This is a genomic window from Virgisporangium aliadipatigenens, from assembly GCF_016863615.1.
Taxonomy (GTDB): Bacteria; Actinomycetota; Actinomycetes; order Mycobacteriales; family Micromonosporaceae; genus Virgisporangium; species Virgisporangium aliadipatigenens.
This window is the reverse complement of sequence record NZ_BOPF01000008.1, coordinates 134,239-156,393: the sequence shown is the minus strand read 5'-3', so window position 1 is coordinate 156,393 and position 22,155 is coordinate 134,239. Positions and strand designations below refer to the sequence as shown.

Annotated in this window: 18 protein-coding genes; 3 read left to right on the top strand and 15 right to left on the bottom strand. The window is 72.8% G+C overall.

Translation table 11 applies throughout. From position 1 onward, the window contains the following. Positions 1-103: 103 nt before the first annotated feature. Together Val02_RS13300 and ftsY are read right to left on the bottom strand one after the other, a co-directional pair. On the bottom strand, positions 104-892 hold the full coding sequence (locus Val02_RS13300; protein WP_203899327.1) for a phosphotransferase: 789 nt from the start codon (positions 890-892) through the stop codon (positions 104-106). A gap of 34 nt (positions 893-926) precedes the next feature. After that, positions 927-2,075 (bottom strand): signal recognition particle-docking protein FtsY, encoded by a 1,149-nt coding sequence (ftsY, locus tag Val02_RS13295; RefSeq protein WP_203899326.1) that lies wholly within the window; start codon positions 2,073-2,075, stop codon positions 927-929. A 78-nt stretch (positions 2,076-2,153) separates the two neighbouring features. On the opposite strand from ftsY, the gene Val02_RS13290 reads away from it, so the two are divergent. Continuing rightward, complete coding sequence (locus tag Val02_RS13290) at positions 2,154-3,794, top strand: alkaline phosphatase D family protein (protein WP_239152830.1); 1,641 nt, start codon at positions 2,154-2,156, stop codon at positions 3,792-3,794. On the opposite strand, the gene Val02_RS13285 is transcribed toward Val02_RS13290, so the two are convergent. Both Val02_RS13285 and Val02_RS13280 read right to left on the bottom strand, forming a co-directional pair. Next, on the bottom strand, positions 3,789-4,424 hold the full coding sequence (locus tag Val02_RS13285) for a response regulator (protein WP_203899324.1): 636 nt from the start codon (positions 4,422-4,424) through the stop codon (positions 3,789-3,791). The two genes, Val02_RS13290 and Val02_RS13285, sit on opposite strands and share 6 nt — an antisense overlap. After that, the gene (locus Val02_RS13280; RefSeq protein WP_203899323.1) at positions 4,421-5,599 is read right to left on the bottom strand and encodes a sensor histidine kinase; all 1,179 of its coding nucleotides are present in this window, start codon (positions 5,597-5,599) and stop codon (positions 4,421-4,423) included. Before Val02_RS13280 ends, Val02_RS13285 begins: the two co-directional genes overlap by 4 nt. A 132-nt stretch (positions 5,600-5,731) precedes the next feature. On the opposite strand from Val02_RS13280, the gene Val02_RS13275 reads away from it, so the two are divergent. Beyond that, positions 5,732-6,304: a hypothetical protein gene (locus Val02_RS13275; protein WP_203899322.1), complete on the top strand. Its 573-nt coding sequence runs from the start codon at positions 5,732-5,734 to the stop codon at positions 6,302-6,304. On the opposite strand, the gene Val02_RS13270 is transcribed toward Val02_RS13275, so the two are convergent. From Val02_RS13270 to Val02_RS13255, 4 genes are all read right to left on the bottom strand, one after another. Further along, positions 6,265-6,900, bottom strand: a complete 636-nt coding sequence (locus Val02_RS13270) for an HAD family hydrolase (protein WP_203899321.1) — start codon at positions 6,898-6,900, stop codon at positions 6,265-6,267. The two genes, Val02_RS13275 and Val02_RS13270, sit on opposite strands and share 40 nt — an antisense overlap. Before the next feature lie 255 nt (positions 6,901-7,155). Then, positions 7,156-8,772: a methyl-accepting chemotaxis protein gene (locus tag Val02_RS13265; RefSeq protein ID WP_203899320.1), complete on the bottom strand. Its 1,617-nt coding sequence runs from the start codon at positions 8,770-8,772 to the stop codon at positions 7,156-7,158. A gap of 67 nt (positions 8,773-8,839) precedes the next feature. Then, entirely contained in the window at positions 8,840-12,412 is a 3,573-nt protein-coding gene (gene smc / locus Val02_RS13260) for a chromosome segregation protein SMC (RefSeq protein WP_203899319.1), read from the bottom strand. A 252-nt stretch (positions 12,413-12,664) separates the two neighbouring features. After that, on the bottom strand, positions 12,665-12,853 hold the full coding sequence (locus Val02_RS13255; RefSeq protein ID WP_203899318.1) for a hypothetical protein: 189 nt from the start codon (positions 12,851-12,853) through the stop codon (positions 12,665-12,667). Positions 12,854-13,275: 422 nt separating this feature from the next. Between Val02_RS13255 and Val02_RS13250 the strand changes: the two genes are divergently transcribed. Further along, positions 13,276-14,004: a CAP domain-containing protein gene (locus tag Val02_RS13250; RefSeq protein WP_203899317.1), complete on the top strand. Its 729-nt coding sequence runs from the start codon at positions 13,276-13,278 to the stop codon at positions 14,002-14,004. Here Val02_RS13250 and Val02_RS13245 read toward each other — a convergent pair whose 3' ends face one another. The 7 genes from Val02_RS13245 to Val02_RS13215 all read right to left on the bottom strand — a co-directional run bounded on the left by Val02_RS13245 (position 14,005) and on the right by Val02_RS13215 (position 22,143). After that, positions 14,005-14,358: an STAS domain-containing protein gene (locus tag Val02_RS13245; protein ID WP_203899316.1), complete on the bottom strand. Its 354-nt coding sequence runs from the start codon at positions 14,356-14,358 to the stop codon at positions 14,005-14,007. After that, a complete protein-coding gene (locus tag Val02_RS13240; protein ID WP_203899315.1) occupies positions 14,355-17,186 on the bottom strand; it encodes a SpoIIE family protein phosphatase in 2,832 nt (943 codons plus the stop codon). The genes Val02_RS13245 and Val02_RS13240 overlap by 4 nt, the downstream gene beginning before the upstream one ends. Positions 17,187-17,203: 17 nt before the next feature. Beyond that, positions 17,204-18,010, bottom strand: a complete 807-nt coding sequence (locus Val02_RS13235) for an alpha/beta fold hydrolase (protein ID WP_203899314.1) — start codon at positions 18,008-18,010, stop codon at positions 17,204-17,206. A 6-nt stretch (positions 18,011-18,016) separates the two neighbouring features. Next, positions 18,017-18,883 carry a bifunctional DNA-formamidopyrimidine glycosylase/DNA-(apurinic or apyrimidinic site) lyase gene (gene mutM, locus Val02_RS13230; protein WP_203899313.1) on the bottom strand — a complete coding sequence of 289 codons (867 nt, stop codon included), beginning with the start codon at positions 18,881-18,883 and terminating at the stop codon, positions 18,017-18,019. Positions 18,884-18,897: 14 nt separating this feature from the next. After that, positions 18,898-20,268, bottom strand: coding sequence for a mannosyltransferase family protein (locus Val02_RS13225; RefSeq protein WP_203899312.1), 1,371 nt, complete (start codon positions 20,266-20,268; stop codon positions 18,898-18,900). 94 nt (positions 20,269-20,362) lie between these two features. Then, on the bottom strand, positions 20,363-21,151 hold the full coding sequence (gene rnc / locus Val02_RS13220) for a ribonuclease III (RefSeq protein ID WP_203899311.1): 789 nt from the start codon (positions 21,149-21,151) through the stop codon (positions 20,363-20,365). Beyond that, the gene (locus Val02_RS13215) at positions 21,148-22,143 is read right to left on the bottom strand and encodes a phosphate acyltransferase PlsX (RefSeq protein ID WP_203899310.1); all 996 of its coding nucleotides are present in this window, start codon (positions 22,141-22,143) and stop codon (positions 21,148-21,150) included. Before Val02_RS13215 ends, rnc begins: the two co-directional genes overlap by 4 nt. Positions 22,144-22,155: the final 12 nt, after the last annotated feature.

Below are 22,155 nucleotides of genomic sequence, written 5' to 3'. Positions count from 1 at the left end.
GCGGCGTCATTTCCGGGTCGTCACGACGTGTTTCACACGTGTAACGGAGTACCGATCCGGACCGAACGACTGGGGAGTCCCCCACCGATCGGTCGACGGACCCTCACCGAAGCGCGTACTCCAGGATGTGCCGCTCGTGGTCGATCAGGCGCAGGTCGCGCACCGGCCGGCGGAGGTGGCCCTTGTGCACGATGCGCACGAACGCCGGGTCCCCGAGGGCCGACATCCGCTTGATGCCCTCGATGTGGTCGACGATCCGCTTGCGGATCACCCGCACGAGCCGGTGCCGGTCGCGCGGGGTCAGACCGTAAGCGTCGGCGAACATCCGCAGCCGGCGCGGCCGGTTGGGTCGCTTCCACCCGAGCGTGTACGAGTCGCGGTCGGAGAAGAGCGGCGTCCAGGTCCAGGCGGCGTACGCCACGTCGTAGATCCGCGCACCGGGTGAGGCGAGGTCGAAGTCGATCAGCGCCAGGGTCCCGTCCGGCCGCCAGATGACGTTGTGCGGGGCGGCGTCGTGATGGCAGATGACCTCGGTGTCCGGCGGCGGCGGCCCGAACGAGCGCCACACCGCCCCGGGCGGCGGCCGGTAGCCGTACTGCGCGTCGTGGAACAGCCGCAGCATCTGGGCGACGGTGGTCAGCGCCTCGTCGGTGGTCCAGTGCGGGGCCAGCGGGTACTCGCCGCACTCGCCCTCGATGTAGGAGAGGACCTCGCGGCCCTTCTCGTCCCGCCCCAGCGCACGGGGCGCACCCGTGAACCCGACGTACTCGAGGTGCCGGAGCAGGGAATGTACGGCGGGAGTCCACGGGCCGGCGTTGCGCCGCACCGTGTCGCCCGCCTTGTGCACCACGGACGTGTTGCCGCCGTGCAGCGGGACTTCCTGCTCCGTCACCGATCCTCCACGTTCGACGTTCTTCCGCCCGAGGCTACGCGGCGCCCGCCAACAACGCCTCAACGAACTGGCCCGGATCGAACGGGGCCAGGTCGTCGGGGCCTTCCCCGAGACCGACGAGCTTCACCGGGATACCCAGATTGCGCTGCACCGCAATCACGATTCCCCCCTTGGCGGTGCCGTCCAATTTTGTCAGCACCACGCCGGTGACGTTGACGGCCTCCGTGAAGACCTTCGCCTGGGTGAGGCCGTTCTGGCCGGTGGTGGCGTCGAGGACGAGCAGGGTCTCGTCGACCGGGCCGTGCCGCTCGATGACCCGCTTGACCTTGCCCAGTTCGTCCATCAGGCCGACCTTGTTCTGCAGGCGGCCGGCCGTGTCGATCAGCACCGCGTCGACGCCGGTCTCCTTGCCGCGCTTGACGGCGTCGAAGGCGACCGCCGCCGGGTCCCCCTCCTCGGGGCCGCGCACGACCTCGGCGCCGACCCGGCTGCCCCAGGTCTCGAGCTGGTCCGCCGCGGCGGCGCGGAAGGTGTCGGCGGCGCCGAGCAGCACCGTGCGCCCGTCGGCGACCAGGACCCGGGCGATCTTGCCGCAGGTGGTGGTCTTGCCGGAGCCGTTCACGCCGACGACGAGCAGGACGGCGGGGCGGCCCTCCGCGGTGCTGGCCAGCGAGCGGTCCATGCCCGGGTCGAGGGCGGTGGTCAGTTCCTCGGCGAGGAGGGCGCGCAGCTCGGTGGCGGAGGCCGTCCCGAGCACCCGGGAGCGCTCGCGCAGCCGCCCGACCAGCTCGGTGGTGGGTTCCACGCCGACGTCGGCGCCGATCAGGGTTTCCTCGATCTCGTCCCAGGTGTCGTCGTCGAGCTTGTCGCGCGAGAGCAGCGCGAGCAGGCCCTTGCCGAAGAGGTTCTGCGACCGCGACAGTCGGGCCCGGAGGCGGACCAGCCGGCCCGCGGTCGGTTCCGGTGTCTCCAGTTGGGGAACGGGCGGAGCGGCGGGCTCCTCGACGATCACCGGCGGCGCGGTGGGCTCCTCCACCACCACCGGTGCCGCGGGCTCCTCGACCGCCGGCGGCGTGGACGGAGCCGCCGGCGGCAGCGGCCTGCTCCGGCGGGGCACCACGTAGGCGACGGCGCCGCCGATCGCGAGGATCAGCAGGACAACGGCGATGACGACGTACTCCATGGACGAAATCCTCCCAGACGTCGGGCGTTCGCGACCGGCGACTGGCACCGCGCGGCGGTGTCACAGATCATGGGGGTCGTGTCAGACACCCCTGCACCGGACACCGAGGACCTGATCCTGGGACCGGTCCTGCGCCGCGTCGAGGACGGACGGGCCACCGTCTGGGTCGAGGCCGCGCGCCCCGGCACCGTCGAGATCCGCGCCGGCGATTCCACAGCTTCCGAGGGAACGTTCACCGCGCACGGCCACCACTACGGCTTTGTCCTGCTCGAAGGGCTGCCACCGAAGGCGAGCACGCCGTACTCGGTGTACCTCAACGGCGAGAAGGTGTGGCCGCCGGTCGGCTACAACTATCCACCGCCGGTGATCCGCACGCGGCCGGACGAGGCGCCGGTGCGCGTGCTGTTCGGGTCGTGCCGCGAGTCGTCGCCGCTGCACACCGCCGACCGGCTGCCACCGGACGCGCTCGACGCGTACGCCGTGCGCCTGGCCGCCGCGTTCGACTCGGCGGGGCAGCCGCCGGACGAGTGGCCGGACCTGCTCATGCTGCTCGGCGACCAGGTCTACGCCGACGAGGTGTCGCCGACGATGAAGCGCTACCTCGACGCCCGCGAGCGCGGGCCGAACGCCCCCGAGACGCAGGTCGCCGACTTCCACGAGTACACGCAGCTGTACGTCGACTCGTGGACCGACCCGGACATCCGGTGGCTGCTCTCGACCGTGCCCAGCGTGATGATCTTCGACGACCACGAGATCATCGACGACTGGAACATCAGCGGCGCCTGGCGGCACGACATCGCCCGGGAGCCCTGGTGGGCCACCCGGATCAGCGCCGGGCTCGCCTCCTACTGGGTCTACCAGCACCTGGGCAACCTGCGCCCGGACGAACTGGCCGGCGACCCGGTGCTCGCCGCCGTGCGCGCCAGCCCGCAGGACGCGTCGGCCGTCCTGGACGCCTTCGGGCGGGACGCGGACGCGCGCACGGTGCCGTACCGCTGGAGCTACGCCTTCGATCTGGGGCGCACCCGCATCGTGGTGCTGGACAACCGGGCCGGCCGGCAGCTGAGCGAGGGCAAGCGCTCGATGCTGGCGCCGGAGGTCTGGGACTGGTTCGACAAGCAGGTCGAGGGCGACTACGACCACCTGCTCGTGGGCGCCTCGCTGCCGTGGCTGATGCCGCCGGCCGTGCACCACGTGGAGGCCGCCAGCGAACGGTTCGCCGAGTCGCCCCGGCCCCGGGTGCGGCGCTACGCCGAGAAGATGCGCCGGGCGGTGGACCTGGAGCACTGGGCGGCGTTCCACGACGCGTTCGACGCGCTCACCGGCGTGCTGAAGCGGGTCGCCGACCGGCCGGACGGCCCCGCCACCGTCAACGTCCTCTCCGGCGACGTGCACCACTCCTACGTCGCCCGCGCCGAACTCGGCACCCGCAGCCCGGTGTACCAGCTCACCTGTTCGCCGGTGCACAACAAGCTGCCCGGGTTCATGAAGCCGGCGATGCGCTTCGCGTGGAGCCGGTTCGCCGCGCTGATGGGGCGGGGGGTGGCGCGCGCCGCCGGGCTGGCGAGGCCGGACTTCCGGTGGACCCGGCTGGCCGGGCCGGTCTACCTCAACGCCATCTCCGAGGTCTACATGGACGGGCGCCACGCGCGGGTGCGCATCGAGGGCACCAAGCCCGACAAGCGGCTCCAACAGGAGGCCGAACTCACGCTCTCATAGCGACGCCTCGCGCGCGGCGATCGCCGCCTGCACCCGGGTGCGCACACCGAGCTTGCCGAGCACGCGACTGACGTGCGTCTTCACGGTCGACTCGGCCATCCCGAGCGCGGCGGCGATCTCCGCGTTCGACTGTCCGCGACCGAGTGCGCCGAGCACATCCCGTTCCCTCGAGGTCAGGCTGGCCAGGGCACCCGGCTCGACGGGCGGGACCGCCTGGGCGAACGCGGAGATCAGTCGGCGGGTCACCGCCGGGGCGATGAACCCGTCGCCCCGGCCGACGGTCCGCACGGCCTCGACCAGCCCCGGCGCGTCCACGTCCTTGAGCAGGAAGCCGGCGGCGCCGGCGCGCAACGCACCGAAGACCACCTCGTCCTGGTCGAACGTCGTCAGCACCAGCACCGACGACACCCCCGACGCGACAATCTCGGCCGTGGCGGAGATGCCGTCCCGCCCGGGCATCCGCACGTCCATGAGCACCACGTCCGGCCGCAGCTCGTGGGCGAGCGCGACGGCGCGGTCCCCGTCGGCGGCCTGGCCGACCACGGTCAGGTCCGCGACGGCGTCGAGGATCAGCACGAGGCCGGCCCGCACCGCCTCCTGGTCGTCGGCCACCAGCACCGTCAGCGTCACGTGACCCCCTTCCCGGTCGGTAGCACGGCGCGCACCCGCCAACCGTCCCCGTGCGGCCCGGCCGCGAACTCCCCGCCGAGCAACGTCGCCCGCTCCCGCATGCCCACCAGCCCCATCCCCCCGCCGCCCGCGCCGTTGACCGGGGCCGCCGCGGCGGTCGAGTCGACCGTCACCACCAGGCGTTCCGGCGACGGGTCCAGCGTCACCGCGACCGTGCCGCCCGGGGCGTGGCGGGCGGCGTTCGTCAGGGACTCCTGCACGATGCGGTAGGCGGCCAGGTCAACGGCCACCGGCAGCTCGGGCAGCTCCCCCGTCTCGACCAGCCGCGCGCGCACCCCCGGCGCCGTGCGCACCAGCGCCGCCACGTCGGACAGGCGCGGGCGCTGCGCCGCCTCGCCGGGCGTGCCGTCCGGGTCCCGCAGGAACTCCACCAGCTGCCGCATCTCGCGCAGGCCCTGGACGCTGTTCTCCCGCATGACGCCGAGCAGCTCGGTGAGCTTCGCCCGGTCCAGGTCCAGCGACTGGGCCGCCGTCGCGTGCAGGGCGATCGCGCTCAGGTGGTTGGCGATCACGTCGTGCAGTTCGCGGGCCATGCGGGTGCGCTCCGCGGCGACCGCGTGCCGGCGGTCCAGCTCCGCGAGAAGCGCCACCTGCTCCGCGCGTTCCCGTTCCAGATGGGCCCGGGAACGGTAGCGGCGGACCGGAACGGCCGTGACCGGCGGGCCCACGAGGATCAGGGCGAGCTGGAGGACGACCGAGACGCCCCAGGTCGAACGCCACACCACCACGGCCGCGACCAGCCCGGCCGCGGTGGCGAAGATGGTGACCCGCAGGATCCAGGTGAGCAGCCACGGCCGGCCGTAGAGCGCGGCGTCGTAGAGCAGCTGGGTGAAGACCAGGATCGTGCCGAGCGACGGGCCCAGATTCAGATCCGCGACCAGCACGCCCAGGCCCACGGCGATCGCCGGGATCGGCGCGATGCGGCGCAGCAGCAGCCCGGCGCAGCCCACCGCCAGCGGAACGACGTGCGCCAGCGCACCGCCCCGGTCGTCGTTGAACATGTGCAGCCGCAGCGCCACCAGCCCGCCGACCAGATAGCCCAGCGCCAGCAGCAGGTCGCGACGGCGGCCGGTCGGGTGCCGCCACTCGGCCGGCTCCGCCCCTGTCCAGGTCACCCCGTCATCTCAGCATGCCGCGCCGGACCCCGGATCCGCCTGCGGAGCCGCCCGGATCCGTCGAAGGATGTACGCCCGATCTCCTGCCGGGCGCCGAGGAAACCGCGGCTCGGGGCCGGCAGCGTGGAACGCATGATGCTCGCCTTCATCGTCGGGGCCGAGATCGCCTTCTGGGTGGTGCTCGGGTTGGGGCTCGTCTTCCGGTACCTGATCAAGATGCGGCGCACCAGCCTGGTGCTGCTGGTGTCCGTTCCGCTGATCGACGTCGTGCTGCTCGCGGCCACCGCCGTCGACCTGCGCGGCGGAGCCGAACCGGCGACCGGGCACGGGCTGGCCGCGGCGTACCTCGGCTTCTCCGTGGCGTTCGGGCACAGCATGCTGCGCTGGGCCGACGAGCGTTTCGCGCACCGGTTCGCCGGCGGGCCGCCGCCGTGGAAGCCGCCGAAGGGCGGGTGGGCGCGGGTGCGCTACGAGTGGCGCTCGTTCGGGCTGGCCGTGCTCGCCGTGGCGATCTCGTGCGCCATCCTCGGCGTGATGTACCTGTACGTCGGCGCCGACCGGGGCGTCATGCTGCTCGCCTGGATGGGCCGGCTCGGTGTGGTCCTGGTGTTCTGGCTGGTCTTCGGGCCGCTGTGGCAGACGATCTTCCCCGGAAAGGCGGAGCCTCAGGACGCCGGAGCCGGGGCCAGCGCCGCCCGCAGGTAGCCGAAGTCGTCCGGCCCGCTGTACCGGAACGCCGACAGGCCGGCCACCCGCGCACCGCGCACGTGCCGGTCCTCCTCGTCGAGCAGCAGACACCGGTCCGGCGGCGTCGCCACCGCGGCACACGCGGCGTGCAGGAACTCCTTCGACGGGCTGTACGCGCCCAGCACCGCCGAGTTGACCACCGCGTCGAAGTCCTCCGTCAGCCCGAACTGGGTCAGGTCGAGTTCCAGGTCGTCGGCCGCGTTGGCGACCAGCGCCACGGGCACCCCGGACTGCCGGGTCTCCCGCACGAACGACAGCAGCGTGTGGTCGACGGCCCCCCGGTAGGAGTCCCACTCCACCACCAGCGAACGCGCGTCGTTGAGCCCACCGACGCGGTCGGCCAGCGCCTCGGCCACCCCGGTCAGCCACTCCGCCCGGGTCACCCGGCCGGTGATCAACGCCTGCAGCCGCGGCCACTCCAGCGCGATCGCCCGCACGGTGCCGGGCGGCAGCCCGTGCCGTTCCTCCGCGGCGGCGGTGACGTCGGGGTCGTAGCGACGCAGTGCGCCGAACGAGACCAGCAGGGCCGAGGGGCGCGGGCGGGGGCGACTCACGGTTTTCGACCCTAGCCGTTGAGCGAGCGGGAGGGTCGCGCGGTGCCGCCTGGACTGAGGAGCGCAGGGAGCGCAGCGACCGGAGCGACGAGGGAAGGCGGCGCCACAGGCGCGGCCCGGACGCTGAGCGGGCAACAGTTGAGCGAGCGGGAGGGTCGCGCGGTGCCGCCTGGACTGAGGAGCGCAGGGAGCGCAGCGACCGGAGCGACGAGGGAAGGCGGCGCCACAGGCGCGGCCCGGACGCTGAGCGGGCGTTCAGTACCTGAACCGGCTTACGACCGCCCGCAGGTCCGTGGAGACCTGGGCCAGTTCGTCGGCCGCCGCGCTCACGCCCTCGATCTGCCCCGTCGTCGTCTGCGCGGTGCCGGCGACCGCCGACACGTCGTCCGCGATGGAGCCGCTGACCTGCGCCGCCTCGGTGATGCTGCGCGCGATCTCCGCCGTCGTGGCCGTCTGCTCGTCGACCGCCGAGGCGATCACCGCCTGCAGGTCGTTGACCCGGGTGATCACGCCGGTGATCCGTTCGATCGCGCCGACCGCCTCCGAGGTGCCCTGCTGGATGGCCGCGATCCGGGCCGAGATGTCCTCCGTCGCCCGCGCCGTCCCGCCGGCGAGATCCTTCACCTCGCTCGCCACGACGGCGAACCCCTTCCCGGCCTCACCGGCCCGGGCCGCCTCGATCGTGGCGTTGAGCGCCAGCAGGTTCGTCTGCTCGGCGATGCCGCTGATCACCTTGGCGAACTCGCTGATCTGCCGGCTGGCGTCGGCGAGCCGGTCGACCGTTCCGCCGACCTGCGCCGCCAACTCGACCGCCTCGGTCGTCACCTGCACGGCCTCGGTGGCGCTCTGCGCGATCTCGCGGATCGAGCCGCCCATCTGCTCGGTGCCGGTCGCCATCGCCTGCACGCTGCGCGACACCTCCTCCGCGGCCGTTCCGGCCGTGCCCGCGGCATCCGCCGAGTCCCGCGCCGAGCCCGCGAGCGTGGTCGACACCTCGATCAGCTGCGCGGACTTCGCGGCGAGGACGTGCGAACGCTCGTCGACGGAGCGCATCGCGCCGGCCAGCCGTTCCGCGAACCGGTTGAACGCCGCCGCGACCTCGCTCAGCTCGTCGCGCCCCTCCTCGCTGAGGCGGGCCGTCAGGTCCCCGTCCCCGTCGGCGATGTCGATGAGGCGCATCTTGAGGGCGTTCAGCGGGGCGGCGACGCTGCGCACGATCACCACGGCGCTGAGCACCGCCAGGAGCAGGCCGACGATGCCGATGAGCCAGGCCGTGCGTTCGCCGTCGACCGCGTTGTCCTGGGCGTCGGCCGAGGCCGCCTCGCCGCGGTCGCCGACCAGCGACGCGAGCACGTCCGTGGCGTCCGCCGTCAGCCCGAACTGCGTCAGCGACTCGCCGGAGGCCAGGTCGTTGGCCTCGGCGATCGACTGCGGCGTGCCGGCGCGGTACCCCTCGAAGATCCGCCCGTCGACCCGCATGAACGCCTCGAACGCCGCGCTCGCCGCGTCCAGCGCACGGCGCTCGTCATTGGTGAGGTGCTCGCGGGCCAGCGCCTGGAACGTGCTGCGCATCGCCTCGGCCGAGGCGAGGAACTCCTTGCGCTGCCCGTTCGACTCCGACAGGGCGTCCGGCACACCGCGCACGAAGTCGAACGCGTAGCCGGTCTGCCAACCCGCCACGTCGGCCGTGCGGAACTTCGCCTCCATCGCCAGCCGCGACAGCTTCACCGCGAACGACGCCTGCGCCGTGGCCTCCCGCTGGTTGACCAAGCCCAGGACGGCGGTCCCCAACAGGACGCCGGAGACGAGCAGGCCGACCGCGGCCATCGCCATGATCCGGGTGGTGATCCGCCAACCGCGCAGGACCGACATCGGATTTTGCCTCGCATTCGCTACCGAGCTGACCTAACGTCATCAATTCGGCAGGAAAGCGGGTCAATCAAGCGGCTTCGTCGTCCCGGCTGAGTTTCTGGCTGATGACCTCGGTCACGCCGCCGCGCATCGTGACGCCGTACAGCGCGTCGGCGACCTCCATCGTGCGCTTCTGGTGCGTGATGATGATCAGCTGCGACTTCTCGCGCAGCTGCTCGAAGAGGGTGATCAGCCGGCCGAGGTTGACGTCGTCGAGCGCCGCCTCCACCTCGTCCATGATGTAGAACGGGCTGGGCCGGGCCCGGAAGATCGCGCACAGCATCGCCACGGCCGTCAGCGAGCGTTCGCCGCCGGAGAGCAGCGACAGCCGCTTGATCTTCTTGCCGGGCGGCCGCGCCTCGACCTCGATGCCGGTGGTGAGCATGTCCTCCGGGTCGGTCAGCACCAGCCGGCCCTCGCCACCGGGGAAGAGCACGCTGAAGACCTGTTCGAACTCGCGGGCCGTGTCGTGGTAGGCCGCCGTGAAGACCTCCAGGATCCGGTCGTCCACGTCCTTGACCACGGTCAGCAGGTCCCGCCGGGTCTTCTTCAGGTCCTCGAGCTGGTCGGAGAGGAACTTGAACCGCTCCTCCATCGCCGCGAACTCCTCCAGCGCCAGCGGGTTGACCTTGCCCAGCAGCTGCAGGTCGCGTTCGCCCTTCGCCGCGCGCTTCTCCTGTGTCGGCCGGTGGAACGCGGTCGGCGCCGGCGGCTCCTTGCCCTCGGCCTCGGCGGCCGCCACCTCGGCAGCGGTCGGCGGCACGAGCTGCGCCGGCCCGTATTCGGAGATCAGGTGGTCCGGGTCGAGCCCGTGCTCCTCGGCCGCCCTGGCCTCCAGCTGCTCGATCCGCAGGCGCTGCTCGGCGCGGGCCACCTCGTCGCGGTGCACCGCGCTGGTGAGGCGTTCCAACTCGGCGGCGAGCCCCTTCGCCCGGCCGCGCACGACGGTCAGCTCCGCCTCCCGCTCCGAACGGGCGGCCGCCAGCTGATCGCGTTCCTCCGCGGAGATCTCCAACGACTCGGCGATCGCCTCCAGGGTCCGCTCGGCGCCCGCGACGACGGCCCGCGCCACCGCGGCGCCACGCGCCCGGGCGGCCCGTCGGGCGGCCGCGCGCTCCCGGGCCGCGCGTTCGGCCGCGGCCTGCCGGGCCAGCGCGTCGGCGCGGCCGGCCAGGGCACCGACGCGCTCCTCGGCGGTGCGCACCGCCAGCCGAACGTCCATCTCGTGCTGCCGCGCCTGCGGCACCGCGGCCGCCAGCCGGTCCCGTTCCTCGGTGGAGGGGTCCGCGTCCATCGGCGCGTCCTCGGCCAGGCGCAGCCGCTCCTCGAGCTCCTCCAGCGCCGTCAGCGCCTGGTCGCGCGACTGCTCGGCCCGGGCCCGGGCGGCGGCGAGCCGGTCCGACTCGGCGCGGGCGGACTTCAGGTTGGCCTGCAGCCCGGCCAGCTTGCGCGCGGCGGCGTTCTTCTGCCCCTCGGCCTCCCGGCGGGCGGCGGCGGCCACGTTGACCCGCTCCTTCGCCTCGGCGGTCACCTCGCGCGCGGCGGCCAGCTCCTCGCGCAGCCCGGCGGCACGCGCCTCGGCCTCGACCCGCTTGCCGCGGGCCTCCTCGACGGCGGCCTGCACCTCCAGGTAGCTGACCTGCTTCGCCGAACCGCCGGCCGCCGCGTAGGCGCCGATCACGTCGCCCTCGGGCGTGACGGCGCGCAGGTTGGGCGCGTAGCCCGCGATCTGGCGCGCGGTGGCCAGGTCTGGGGCGAAGACGACGTCGTGCAGCGCCCGCCGCAGGGCCGGCCGGAGATCGTCCGGCGCCGTGATCAGGTCGAACGCCCAGTGTGCCCCCTCGGGCAGCGCCGGCCGTTCCGCCTCGTGGAAGACGCCGGAGTCCCGGGAGGCCACGAGCAGCGCGGCGCGTCCGCCGTCCTCCTGCTTGAGCAGCTCCACGGCGGCCACGGCACCCTCGATGCCCGCGACGGCCACCGCGTCGGCCAGCCCGCCCAGCGCCGCGGCCAGCGCAGCCTCGTGCCCCGGTCGCACCGACAGCAGCGCGGCCACGCTGCCGAGCAGGCCGGGGATGCGGTCGCCGCGGGCCAGCAGCGCACCGGCGCCGTCCTTACGGCGCAGGCCCATCGCGAGGGCCTCCTCGCGGGCCTTCCAGTGGGCGCCGTCCTTCTCGGCGGCGCGTTCGCCCGACTCGATCTGTCGGGCCGCGGCGACGGCGGCCTCGTGCGCGGCCACCGCCTCCCGGTGCCGCGCGTCGAGGTCGGCGGTGTCGCGGTCGGCCTCGGAGGCGCCGTCGGCCGCCTCGTCGTACTCGAACTGCGCGGCCTCGGCGCGTTCGGCCGCCTCGGCCAGGGCCGCGGCGGAGCGTTCGATCTCGTCGGTGGCCGCCGCCGCGCGGGTGCGGGCCGAGCCAACCTGGCCGGCGAGCTTCGCCAGCCCCTCGCGCCGGTCGGCGATCGCCTTGTGGGCGGCGGTCAGCTCGCGCTCCGCCGCCGCGAGCCGCCGCTCCAGGTCCTGGCGCTGCTGCACTGCCTCGGACATCCGGGCCTGGTCGGCCGCGAGGGCGTCGCGCAGCTCTTCCTCCTGCTCGCGAACGGCCTCCGCCTCGGCGGCCAGCTGGTCGGGATCCCGCCCGGGGCGTTCTTCCTCGACGGCCGACAGGTGCCGGAGGCGTTCGCTCGCGAGCTGGTGCGTGGAGCGCAGCCGCTCCTGCAGGCCGGAGAGCTGGTACCAGGTGTCCTGCGCCTTCGCCAGCACGGGCGCCTCGGCGTTGTGCACCGCTTCGAGCTCGGCGAGCCGTTCGGAAATGGTCCCGTACTCCTGCTCGACCTCCTCGCGGCGGGCCCGCAGGGCGGTCTCGTCGGCGATCTCCTTGTCGAGCGCGGTGCGCAGCGTGGCCAGGTCGTCGGCGAGCAGCCGCAGCCGGGCGTCGCGCAGGTCGGCCTGGATGGTGGCGGCGCGGCGGGCGACGTCGGCCTGCCGGCCCAGCGGCTTCAACTGGCGCCGCAGTTCGGCGGTGAGGTCGGTGAGCCGGTTGAGGTTGGTCTGCATGGCGTCCAACTTGCGGATCGCCTTTTCCTTGCGCTTGCGGTGCTTGAGGACGCCGGCCGCCTCCTCGATGAACGCCCGCCGGTCCTCCGGCTTGGCGTGCAGCACACCGTCGAGGCGCCCCTGGCCGACGATCACGTGCATCTCGCGGCCGATGCCGGAGTCGGAGAGCAGTTCCTGGATGTCGAGCAGGCGGCAGGAGTTGCCGTTGATCTCGTACTCGCTCTCGCCGGAGCGGAACATCCGGCGGGTGATCGAGACCTCGGTGTAGTCGATCGGGAGGGCCCCGTCGCCGTTGTCGATCGTCAGGGTGACCTCGGCCCGGCCCAATGGCGCCCGCCCGGTGGTGCCGGCGAAGATGACGTCCTCCATCTTGCCGCCACGCAACGCCTTGGCGCCCTGCTCACCGAGGACCCACGAGATGGCGTCGACGACGTTGGACTTGCCTGAGCCGTTGGGTCCCACCACGCAGGTGATCCCGGGCTCCAGGCGGAGGGTCGTCGGGGCGGCGAAGGACTTGAAGCCCTTGACCGTGAGGCTCTTGAGATGCACGGCGCTCCGCGGTCGGGTCTCGGGGTCGAGGAACGATCCCCGGGAGAGTACCCCGAACACATGTCCATCAAGCGCACCGCCACACCCGCTGGCCTGCCATTTCACACCGCTACCGCAGGTCACGGGGCCGGTACAAGCAAGCGCGCCGTGCGCCCGGCGGGGGCGATACGGCGCGCGAGTTGTGTCTGTTCGGCGGTGGAACGTTGATTCAGTTGTAAATCTGTGGTCTGATCTGCGCGACCTGAGTGAAGGTCAGGCCATTGCCGGCTCGGGCAGCCGGAGCAGCTCCGATTCCGCCGCGGCGGCAAACCGGTCGTTTTCCGCACGGAGTCGAGCTACCTCGATCTCCAGCGCCCGTACCTTGGCACGCAGGTTGGTGACCTCGTCGAGCAGACGCCGGTCCGGCGCACTGCCGACGTGGCCGTAGAGGGCCTTCGCCATATCGTCTCCTTGTATTGCGCGACCGTCCCGCGGCCAACGCGCGCCCAGCGTGACGCAACCCTGTCCAGATAATCCCGCACCTGGACACATGCTCAGACATGAAAGTGGGCGCGACTTGGCGACGTTCCTATAGTCCGTCGACCGTGCCGGCTTCGTCAAGCGCCAGACACAGTCATGGCGCACGACGTTGACAAAATCACGCCGTTAACGCTCACGTAGCGTGGAGATTCACTACTTGGAGTGACCTAAGGCGTCCTTCAGGTTGTTCTCAACCTGATCGTGTGCTTCGGCCTTTGCTGGGCCTTCGCGGCCGCGTAGCGTACCGTCGGCAGACTTCTGGGCAAACTCTCAGGTATTTCGGAGATTCACGGACTCGGAGACTGACTGTGTCGCGGTACGAATCTGCGAGCTATCCGCCCTCGATGGGCTACCCGGACCAGGAGATCGGACCGGTGCCCTACCGACCGGGCACCCGACGCGCCCTGGGCGGCACCGAGACGGGCTGGCGCGGTCTCGTCGATCGGCTCGGCCCGCTCGGCATCGCCGCGATCGTCTCCATGCTGCTCTTCTCGTTCGGGGTGGCCGCGGCCGGTTACTCCCTGCTGTCGAGCGACAACCCCTCCTCCTCCGGCGCGGCACCGGTCGCCAGCGACGGGCCCACCGAGGTGCCGCCGCCCACCGAGGAGCCGCTGCCGAGCCCGGAGCCCCAGCCGAGCGCGAGCGTCACCGCCAGCGCCCGGCCGTCGGTCAGCGGGCGGTTCCGCACCGACCGGGGCCAGGAGTCCGCCGTCGTGACGCTGCTCAACCAGGAACGCCGCCGCAACCGCTGCGACGGCGTCCGCCACGACGGCAAGCTGCACACCGCCGCCCAGAAGCACAGCCTCGACATGGCCCAGACCGGCAACGTGAGCCAGACCGGCTCCGACGGCAGCAGCCCGTCCGACCGGATGCGCGCCGAACGGTTCAACGGCCAGCCGCTGGGCGAGAGCGTCGTTCAGGGCGGCCGGGGCGCGCGGGACGTGCTCAACGCCCTGCTCAACCGCTCGTCCGACCGCAAGTTCCTGCTCGACTGCGACGCGGAGAACGTCGGCGTCGGCCTGGTGATCAGCCCCGACGGCACCACGTACTGGACCATCGACGTGGCCGAATGATCAAGGGCTGAGCGCCGCCAGGGCCGGCGGCACGTCGTCGGCCAGCAGATCCGGCCGGAACACGGAGATCTCCAGCGCGAAGCGCGCCGAACCCCCGGGCGGCGCCACGACCCGCACCGTGACGCCCTGGCGTTCGTAGTGGCCGACCAGCGAGTCGACCAGGCGGATGCCGGCGCTGTCCAGGAACGACACCGCCGTGAGATCCAGCACGACGCCGTCGGGCGCACCGACCCGCCGGCGGATGTCGCTCTCCAGCGCCGACGCGACCGCCACGTCCACGTCGCCCTCCAACCGGACCACGCAGCCGCCGGGCACCGGCACCACCTGCACCGGAAGCTCCGCTCCAGCGGTCATGTCGCCCTCCTCGGATTCAGGCGGCGGCTCATGGTCACCGTCGTGCCGGCCAGCCGTTCGATCTCCACCCGGTCCATGAGCCTCTTGACCAGGTCCAACCCCCGGCCGCGGCCGGGATTCGCCACGGGTTCGCGCCAGGTGCCGCGGTCGCGCACGATCAGTTCCAGGGCGTCGGCGACCCGCCGGGCCAGCACGCTCACCACGCCCCGGCCGTCGCCCAGGTAGCCGTGCTCGATGGCGTTGGTGACGGTCTCCGAGCACACCAGCAGCCACGCGTCCCGGTCCGTCGACGACAGCGGCATCCCGCCCAGCCAGCCGTCGAAGTCGTTCCGGAGGGGGGCGAGCTGTTTGACGTCGGCCGGCACCTCCCGGGCGAACTCCCGCTCCGGCCCGTAGGCGACGCCGAGCAGGCACACGTCGTCGGGGTGCCGTCCGGCGAGGTCGTTCACCAGGCCGGGCAGCAGGCCGTCCAGCGGTGCCCGCCGGCGCGCCACCACCAGCTCCGCGAGCTGCTCCATGGCGTGCTCCAGCGGGCGGTCACGGCGTTCGACCAGGCCGTCGGTGTACAGCAGGAGGCGGCAGCCCGGCGCGAGGAGCACCTCGTCCTGGCCCCGGTCGGTGAGCCCCGCGAACGCGGCCAGCGGCGCGGACCGGCCGCCCCACAGGAAGCGGTGCCCACCGTCGCCGTCGACCAGCAGCGGGGGCAGGTGCCCGGCGCAGGCGTACACCAGACGGCCGGTGGCCAGCTCCAGCTCGGCGTAGGCGACCGTCGCCATCCGGCCCGCCTCGAACCGGTCCACGAAGCGGTCGAGCCTGGTCAGCAGCGCCGCCGGGCCGTGCCCGGCCGCCGCCAGGGCCCGGATCGCGCTGCGCACCTGGCCCATCGCGCTGGCCGCGCGGATCCCCCGGCCCACGACGTCGCCGACGACCACCGCGACCGTGTCCGTCCCGATCAGGAACGAGTCGTACCAGTCGCCGCCGACCTCGGCCTCGTCTGTCGCCGGCCGGTAGTGGGTGACGACGCGCAGGCGCGGGTCGCGGGGCGCCTGGCCGGCGAGCAGGCCCTGCTGGAGGATGTGCGCGTTCTGGCGTTCCTGGTCGTAGAGGCGGCCGTTCTCCAGGGCGAGGCCGGCCACGTCGGCCACGTCGGCGAGGAAGCCGAGCCACCCGTCCGGCAGCGGACGCGGCGGCACCAGGCCCAGGACCAGCACGCCGCTCGTGCGTCCCCGCGCCCGCAGCCGCAGGATCACCTTCGTCACGCCGCCGTCGGGGTCGGCGACCGCGCGGACCGCGCCGCCCGTCGCCAGTTCCTCCTGGGTGAGCGCATTCTCGGGAACGTCGCCGGAGACGCCGACCCGTTCGGTCGACTCCTCACCGAGCAGCTCCACGGTGGCCCACTCGGCCAGGGCCGGCGCCGTGCCACGGGCCAGCACCGCGGCCCTCCCCCGCAGGCCGGACGGCTCGTCCATCTGCCGGCCCAGCACCGCGACGAAGTCGCGGCGTCGACGGCTCTCGGCGGACTCCTCGGCGAGGCGTGCGCGTTCGAGCGCCTGCGCGCACTGGGCGGCGTACTGCGTCAGGAACAGCCGGGCCGCGTCGTCGAGCCGGCGCGGCGGATCCGTCTCCACCACGAGCGTGCCGAGGTGCCGCTTGCCGGCCGTGAGCGGCAGCACTGCCCCGTGATCCGGGTGCGACGCTTCGGCCGTTCGACCGGAGGCCGTTCGATCGAAAGACACCCGATCGGCGTCGGGGGTCCCGATCAGCTCGCGCACGGCGGCGTCGATCATCGTCTCGGTGTCGGTCAGCTCGGCGAGCACGGCGGTGATCCGTTGGAGGGTCTCGGCCCGGCGCCGCAGCCGCCGCTCGGTCTCGTAGAGCCGGGCCCGGGCGACCGCCTGGCCGGCCTGGTGGCCGAGGGTGCGCAGCAGCGCGAGATCGCCCCGGGTCAGCGGATCCACCGCGCCGAACGCGCACCCGAGCACCCCGAACACCGTGCCGTCCGCGCTCAGCGGCACGAACGCGAACGACTCGCCCTTGCGCTCCAGCCCGGCGGCCAGCTCGGGATAGTCCCGCGCCGCCTCGTCGGCGGTCATCGCCAGCAGGTCGTCGGTGCGCACCACGTCGGCCTGCGGCGCCTTCGCGTCCAGCGGTATGCGCCGCAGCACCTCGGGGACCACCCCGTCGGCCTCGCCGAAGATCACCAGGTCGCCGGAGTCCTCGCGGAGCCACAGCAGGCTGCCGTCGGCGTTGAACGCCCCCCGCGCCGCCCGCACCAGGATTCGCGCCAGGTCGGCCGAGGTCGGCGCGGCGGCCAGCTCGGCGACCATCTGCTGGAGCAGCGCCACCCGTCCCCGCGAACGCTCGGCGGCCTGCCGCGCGGTGAGCAGCTCCCGCTCGTACCGGCGCCGGGTGGTCGCGTCGAACACGGTCGTGCGGATCACCCGGCCGCCCGCGTCGTCGGTGATCATCACCGCGTTCACCAGGGCCGGCATGCGCGTGCCGTCGCGCCGCACCATCTCGACGGCGATCTCGCGGGCCGAGCCCTGCATGACCAGCAGCGGCCCGAGGTGGGTCTCGTAGTAGATCCGGCCGCCGATGTTGAGCAGTTCGGCGAAGGTGCGCAGGCCGACGAGTTCGTCGCGGGTGTAGCCGAGCCAGTCGAGCAGCGTTCCGTTGATCTTGATGATCACGCCGTCCCAGCGGGTGGAGAGATAGCCGCACGGAGCGCGCTCGTAGAGATCCTCGGCGCGCTCCTCCAGCAGGTGCGAGACGTCTGTTTCAGCGGTTCGCGACAGCGGTCCTCGCAAGCTGCGGTCCTCGCTGCTCACTGCTGCTCCTCCATGCGCTACGGCTTACCCAGGAACGCCTTCATCGCCGCCACCGTCTCCCCCGGAGCGCTCAGATTGGGGCAGTGTCCGGTCGCCTGCAAGATCACCAGTTCGCTGTCGGGCAGGTGGGCGTGCACGAACTCGCCGACCGACACCGGCGCGATCACGTCCGAGGAGCACTGCAGCACCAGCGACCGGGTCTGCACCTTGGACAGGTCGGCCCGGTTGTCCGACAGGAACGTGATCTTCGCGAACTGGCGGGCCACCTCCGGATCCGTGCGGCAGAAGCTGTTCGTCAGCTCCTCGCTCAGTTCCGGCCGGTCGGGGTTGCCCATAATCACCGGGGCCATGACGGCGGACCAGCCCAGGTAGTTGCTCTCCAGGGAGTCCAGCAACTCGTCGATGCCGGCCCGTTCGAAGCCGCCGACGTAACCCGCCTCCGGGTCGTTGAGGTACCGCGGCGACGGGCCGATCAGCACCAGCCGCGCGAACCGCTCCGGCGCCCGCTGCGCGGCCAGCACCCCGATCATCGCGGCGACCGAGTGCCCCACGAAGACCACGTCGCGCAGGTCCAACGCCTCGACGATCTCCAGGAGGTCGGTGGCGTAGTCGTCGAGCGAGGCGTACCGCTGCACCGAGAACGCCGTCACGTCGGAGCCCCCGTAGCCGACGTGGTCGTAGAGCACGATCCGATGGTCGTCGGCGAACGCCGGATGGACGAAGCGCCACATGTTCTGGTCGCAGCCGAAGCCGTGGGCGAAGACCATCGGTTGCCCGTCCGGCCGGCCGCTGACTGTCACGTTGTTCCGCTTCAGAACGTTCACGGATGGCTACCCTACGGAACGGACCCGCGTCTGTCGTGGGGCCGGTTGGCACTTCGGGCACGAATAGGATGATCGGTTCATGAATGCCTCCCGGCGTACCAATGCGGCACACCGGCGGCACGGCTCACCCGACCGTCCGTACACGTTCAGGGACCGGTCGAAGTACCCGCTCTCGCCGTTGACGTTGACGTAGAGCGCGTCGAACGACGTTCCGCCCTGGCCCAGGGCCTCGTTGAGGACGTCGCGCACGTGCCCGAGGAGGCGCCGCGCGGCCGGACGGGTGATCTTCTCGGTCGGCCGGTTGCCGTGCAGGCCCGCGCGCCACAGGGCCTCGTCGGCGTAGATGTTCCCCACGCCGGAGATCAGCGTCTGGTCGAGCAGTGCCCGCTTGACGTCGGTCCTTCTGCGCCGCAGCGCCGCCACGAACTCCTCGTCCACGAACAGCGGATCCATCGGGTCCCGCGCGATGTGCGCCAACTCGTCGGGCAGTTCGGCACCGCCCGGCGACACCGACAGCCCGCCGAACGTGCGCTGGTCCACGAACCGCACCTGCGGCCCGCCGTCGTCGAAGGTGAACCGCACCCGCAGGTGCGTCTCGTCCGGCGCCTCCGCAGGCTGCACCAGCAGCTGGCCCGACATGCCCAGGTGCCCGATGATCGCCGCGTCGTCGTCGAGCGGCAGCCACAGATACTTGCCGCGGCGGCGCGTGCCCGTGATCGTCCGGCCCTTGAGCTGATCGGCGAAGTCCTGCGCACCCGCGACGTGCCGGCGGATCGCCCGGGGGTGCAGCACCTCCACGGACTCGATCGTGCGGCCGGTCACGAAGCGGTCCAGCCCGGCGCGGACCGTCTCGACCTCGGGCAGCTCCGGCACGGTTCTCTCCCCCTCTAGATGGCGTACCGCCAGATGGTGATCAGGCACGACCCGTACCACATCCCGAAAAGGCCGACCGCGACGAGCACCCCGGCCGCGGTGCGGGGCTTGGCCCGGCCGAGCGCCACGGCGGGCGGCACGAGCGTCACCAGAACGGGCACCAGCAGGCGCGGCTTGGAATGGTAGTACCCCGCCTGCCCCAGAACGAGCGTGAGCGCGATCAGCCCGTACACCAGCAGCGGCGGCCACACGCCCATCCGGATCGCCAGGAACGCCGACACCACCACGCCGATCACCAGGAACGCCACGCTGACCTGGATCCAGCCGTCGCCGTCGCGCAGGGCGTCGCGCACGAAGTAGAAGACCGAGTACCCGTAGTCGAACGTGGTGCCCCAACCGGCCGTCTGAATGGTGAACCAGGCGTTCAGGTCGCCCACCCGCCAGCCCACGAACGCCACGTAGCCGGGCACGCCCGACAGCGCCAGCAGCCCGGCGGCGATCGCCCGGCCGCGCTGCTCCCGACGGCGCACCACGTGGATCAAGGCGGCCAGCGCGATCGCCACCCCGAGCGCGGCACCGGTGGCCCGGGTCAGCCCGCCCGCCAGGCCGAGCAGCCCGGCCAGCAGCCACCGTTCCCGGTACGCCGCCAGCAGCCCGCCCACCACCAGCGCCACGAACAGCGCCTCCGAGTAGCCCATCGACAGGACCACCGACATCGGCTGCGTGCAGAACAGCGCGGTCAGCGCGATGCCCACCCGCCGGTCGTACATCGCCGTGCCCAGCGCGTGCACCAGCACCGCGGCGACGGCGGCCGCCACCCAGGAGACGATCAGCGCACCGGTGGCGTAGTCCGCCCCGAACACCTCGTGCACCAGCCGGATCAGCGTCGGGTACCCGGGGAAGAACGCGAAGTGGTTGCCCACCATCTCGCCCTCGGCGTTGTACGCGTAGCCGTGCGGGTAGCCCTCCTCGGCGACCCGCTGGAACCACGTGCTGTCCCAGATGAGCAGGCGCGAGCGGACCGTCCGACCGGGTGGGGCCATCCACGCGACGATCATCAGCTGGACGATGCGGGTGCCGGCGAAGATCGACAGCGGGATCACCAGCCAGGAGAGGCTGCGGTACTCCTTCTCCACCGCCCGGGCTTTCTCGTGCCCGTCGTCGACGTCGTCGAGGTCATCGGTGCCGCGCGCGTCGGCCGCCCCCTCCGCCGGGCGGTCGTTCGCGCGGCCCGGCCGGTCGTCGCCGGCCTCCGCGGATCCCTCGTCACGCGCCGCCGGCGCGTCCTCCGTCCCGACCCGGTCGCCCGGCTCGGGCGTGCCTAAGGACGTACCTGACGACGCCGCCCGGCGCCCGTCCGGCGCCGGGGCGTCCAGCTCGGTCACGGTGCTACCCGCTCAGTCCGCGGCGCCGCCTCGGGACGGCGACTTCCGTGAGCCGCGCTGTGGTCCGGACACCGCCGCGGCACCGTGGAAACGCTCACGGCTGATCGGGAGCCGCGTCGGCGCCGGCGGCACCCTCTGCGGCCACGCTCGCGTCGTCCGGCGCCGGGTCCGCCTCCGCGGCCACCGCGCGGGCGTTCAGCTCCCGCCAGGCCGTCGCGGCGGCCCGCTGCTCGGCCTCCTTCTTGCTGCGCCCGTCGGCGCCGCCGAAGCGTTCCCCCGCGACCACCACCCACGCGGTGAAGGTCTTGGCGTGGTCCGGGCCCGCCTCCTCGATCTTGTACTCGGGAACGCCCAGCGTCAGGCCGGCGGTCAGCTCCTGCAGGCTGGTCTTCCAGTCCAGGGCGGCACCGCGCCCGGCCGCCTCGCTCATCAGCGGGTCGAACACCTTGTGGATCACCTTGCTGGTGATGTCCAGGTCGTACTGCAGGTAGATCGCGCCGAGCAGGGCCTCCAGGGTGTCGGCCAGGATGCTCGCCTTGTCCCGCCCGCCGGTGGCCTCCTCGCCCTTGCCGAGCAGCAGGTATGGCCCGATGCCCTCGGGGCCCAGCCCACGGGCCACATCGGCCAGGGCGCGCATGTTGACCACGCTGGCGCGCAGCTTCGCGAGCTGACCCTCCGGCAGGTCCGGATGGTTGTGGTACAGCGCGGTCGTGATCACCACGCCGAGCACCGCGTCGCCCAGGAACTCCAGCCGCTCGTTGGTCGGCAGGCCGCCGTTCTCGTATGCGTAGGAGCGGTGGGTGAGCGCGCGTTCGAGCAGCTTGGGATCCAGCGCGACGCCGAACGCCGCTTCGAGATGGGCTACCGGGGGCCGGTTCTTCACGGGTGAACCTCCGCGACGGCGGGTGGGTGGAAGGGTGGCTCGACGGCGGCGGCGAGGTGGTCCGTCACGTCGAGGCGATGCAGCCGGGCAGCGAGCGCGATGCCGTCCGCCACGTCGGGCCCGGCGGCCGAACCGTGGCAGACGATGAGGACGCCGCGCACCCCGAGAAGGGCGGCGGCGCGCGGGACCGCGATCGGTGGACCCGCGCTGTCGGAATGGCCGGCGGCGAGCGCGTAGGCGCCCTCGATGCCTTTGAGCAGGATGTTCCCCGTGAAGCCGTCGGTGACGACGACGTCCGCGTGGCCACCGAGGGTGACCTCGTGCCCCTCGACCAGGCCGGTCCAGCGGGCTCCGGCGGGAAGGGCGGTGTCGGCGAGCGCGACGGCGCCGACGCGGCGCAGCTTGTCGCCCTTGCCGGGCTCGGCGCCGATCGACAGCAGGCCCACGCAGGGCGCGTCGATGCCGTGCACCCGGTGCGCGTAGATGGCCCCGAGAACGGCGTGCTGCGCCAGATCCGACGGGGCGACGTCGACGTTCGCGCCGACGTCGAGCAGCACGACCGGCCCGGTCAGGGCGGGGATCGACGCCGCGAGAACGGGCCTGCGCAGGCCGGGCATCCGGCCGAGGCCCACGACGGCGGCGGTGACGGCCGCGCCGCTCGCCCCGGCGGTGACCGCGGCGTCGACGCGCCCGTCGGCGAGCGCGGCGACAGCGGCCCGCACGGTGGTGTCGGTGCGCACCCCGCGGAACGGCGACTCGGACATGCCGACGACCCGGCGCACGGGGTCGACCTGGACCCGCGTGCGCCGGTCGGGTGGAAGCGCGCTGATGACCTCGTCGGCCACTTCTGGTGGTCCGACGAGGAGCAGCGAAAGGTCTGGATCGGCGGCCGAGGCGCGTAGAGCGCCGTCAACCACGACGGCGGGTGCGGCGTCCCCGCCGAGGAGGTCGACGGCGATCCGCGCGGCAGGGCGCCGCGTGGAGTCCGTCACCCTGTCCCGGGA

Bases quoted from the DNA above. Each gene is read 5' to 3' on its own strand.
- Val02_RS13245 (WP_203899316.1), bottom strand. From the start codon at position 14,358: ATGACCGCTGGAGCGGAGCTTCCGGTGCAGGTGGTGCCGGTGCCCGGC.
- Val02_RS13255 (WP_203899318.1), bottom strand. From the start codon at position 12,853: ATGGCGAAGGCCCTCTACGGCCACGTCGGCAGTGCGCCGGACCGGCGT.
- ftsY (WP_203899326.1), bottom strand. From the start codon at position 2,075: ATGGAGTACGTCGTCATCGCCGTTGTCCTGCTGATCCTCGCGATCGGC.
- Val02_RS13250 (WP_203899317.1), top strand. From the start codon at position 13,276: ATGGGCTACCCGGACCAGGAGATCGGACCGGTGCCCTACCGACCGGGC.
- Val02_RS13265 (WP_203899320.1), bottom strand. From the start codon at position 8,772: ATGTCGGTCCTGCGCGGTTGGCGGATCACCACCCGGATCATGGCGATG.
- Val02_RS13275 (WP_203899322.1), top strand. From the start codon at position 5,732: ATGATGCTCGCCTTCATCGTCGGGGCCGAGATCGCCTTCTGGGTGGTG.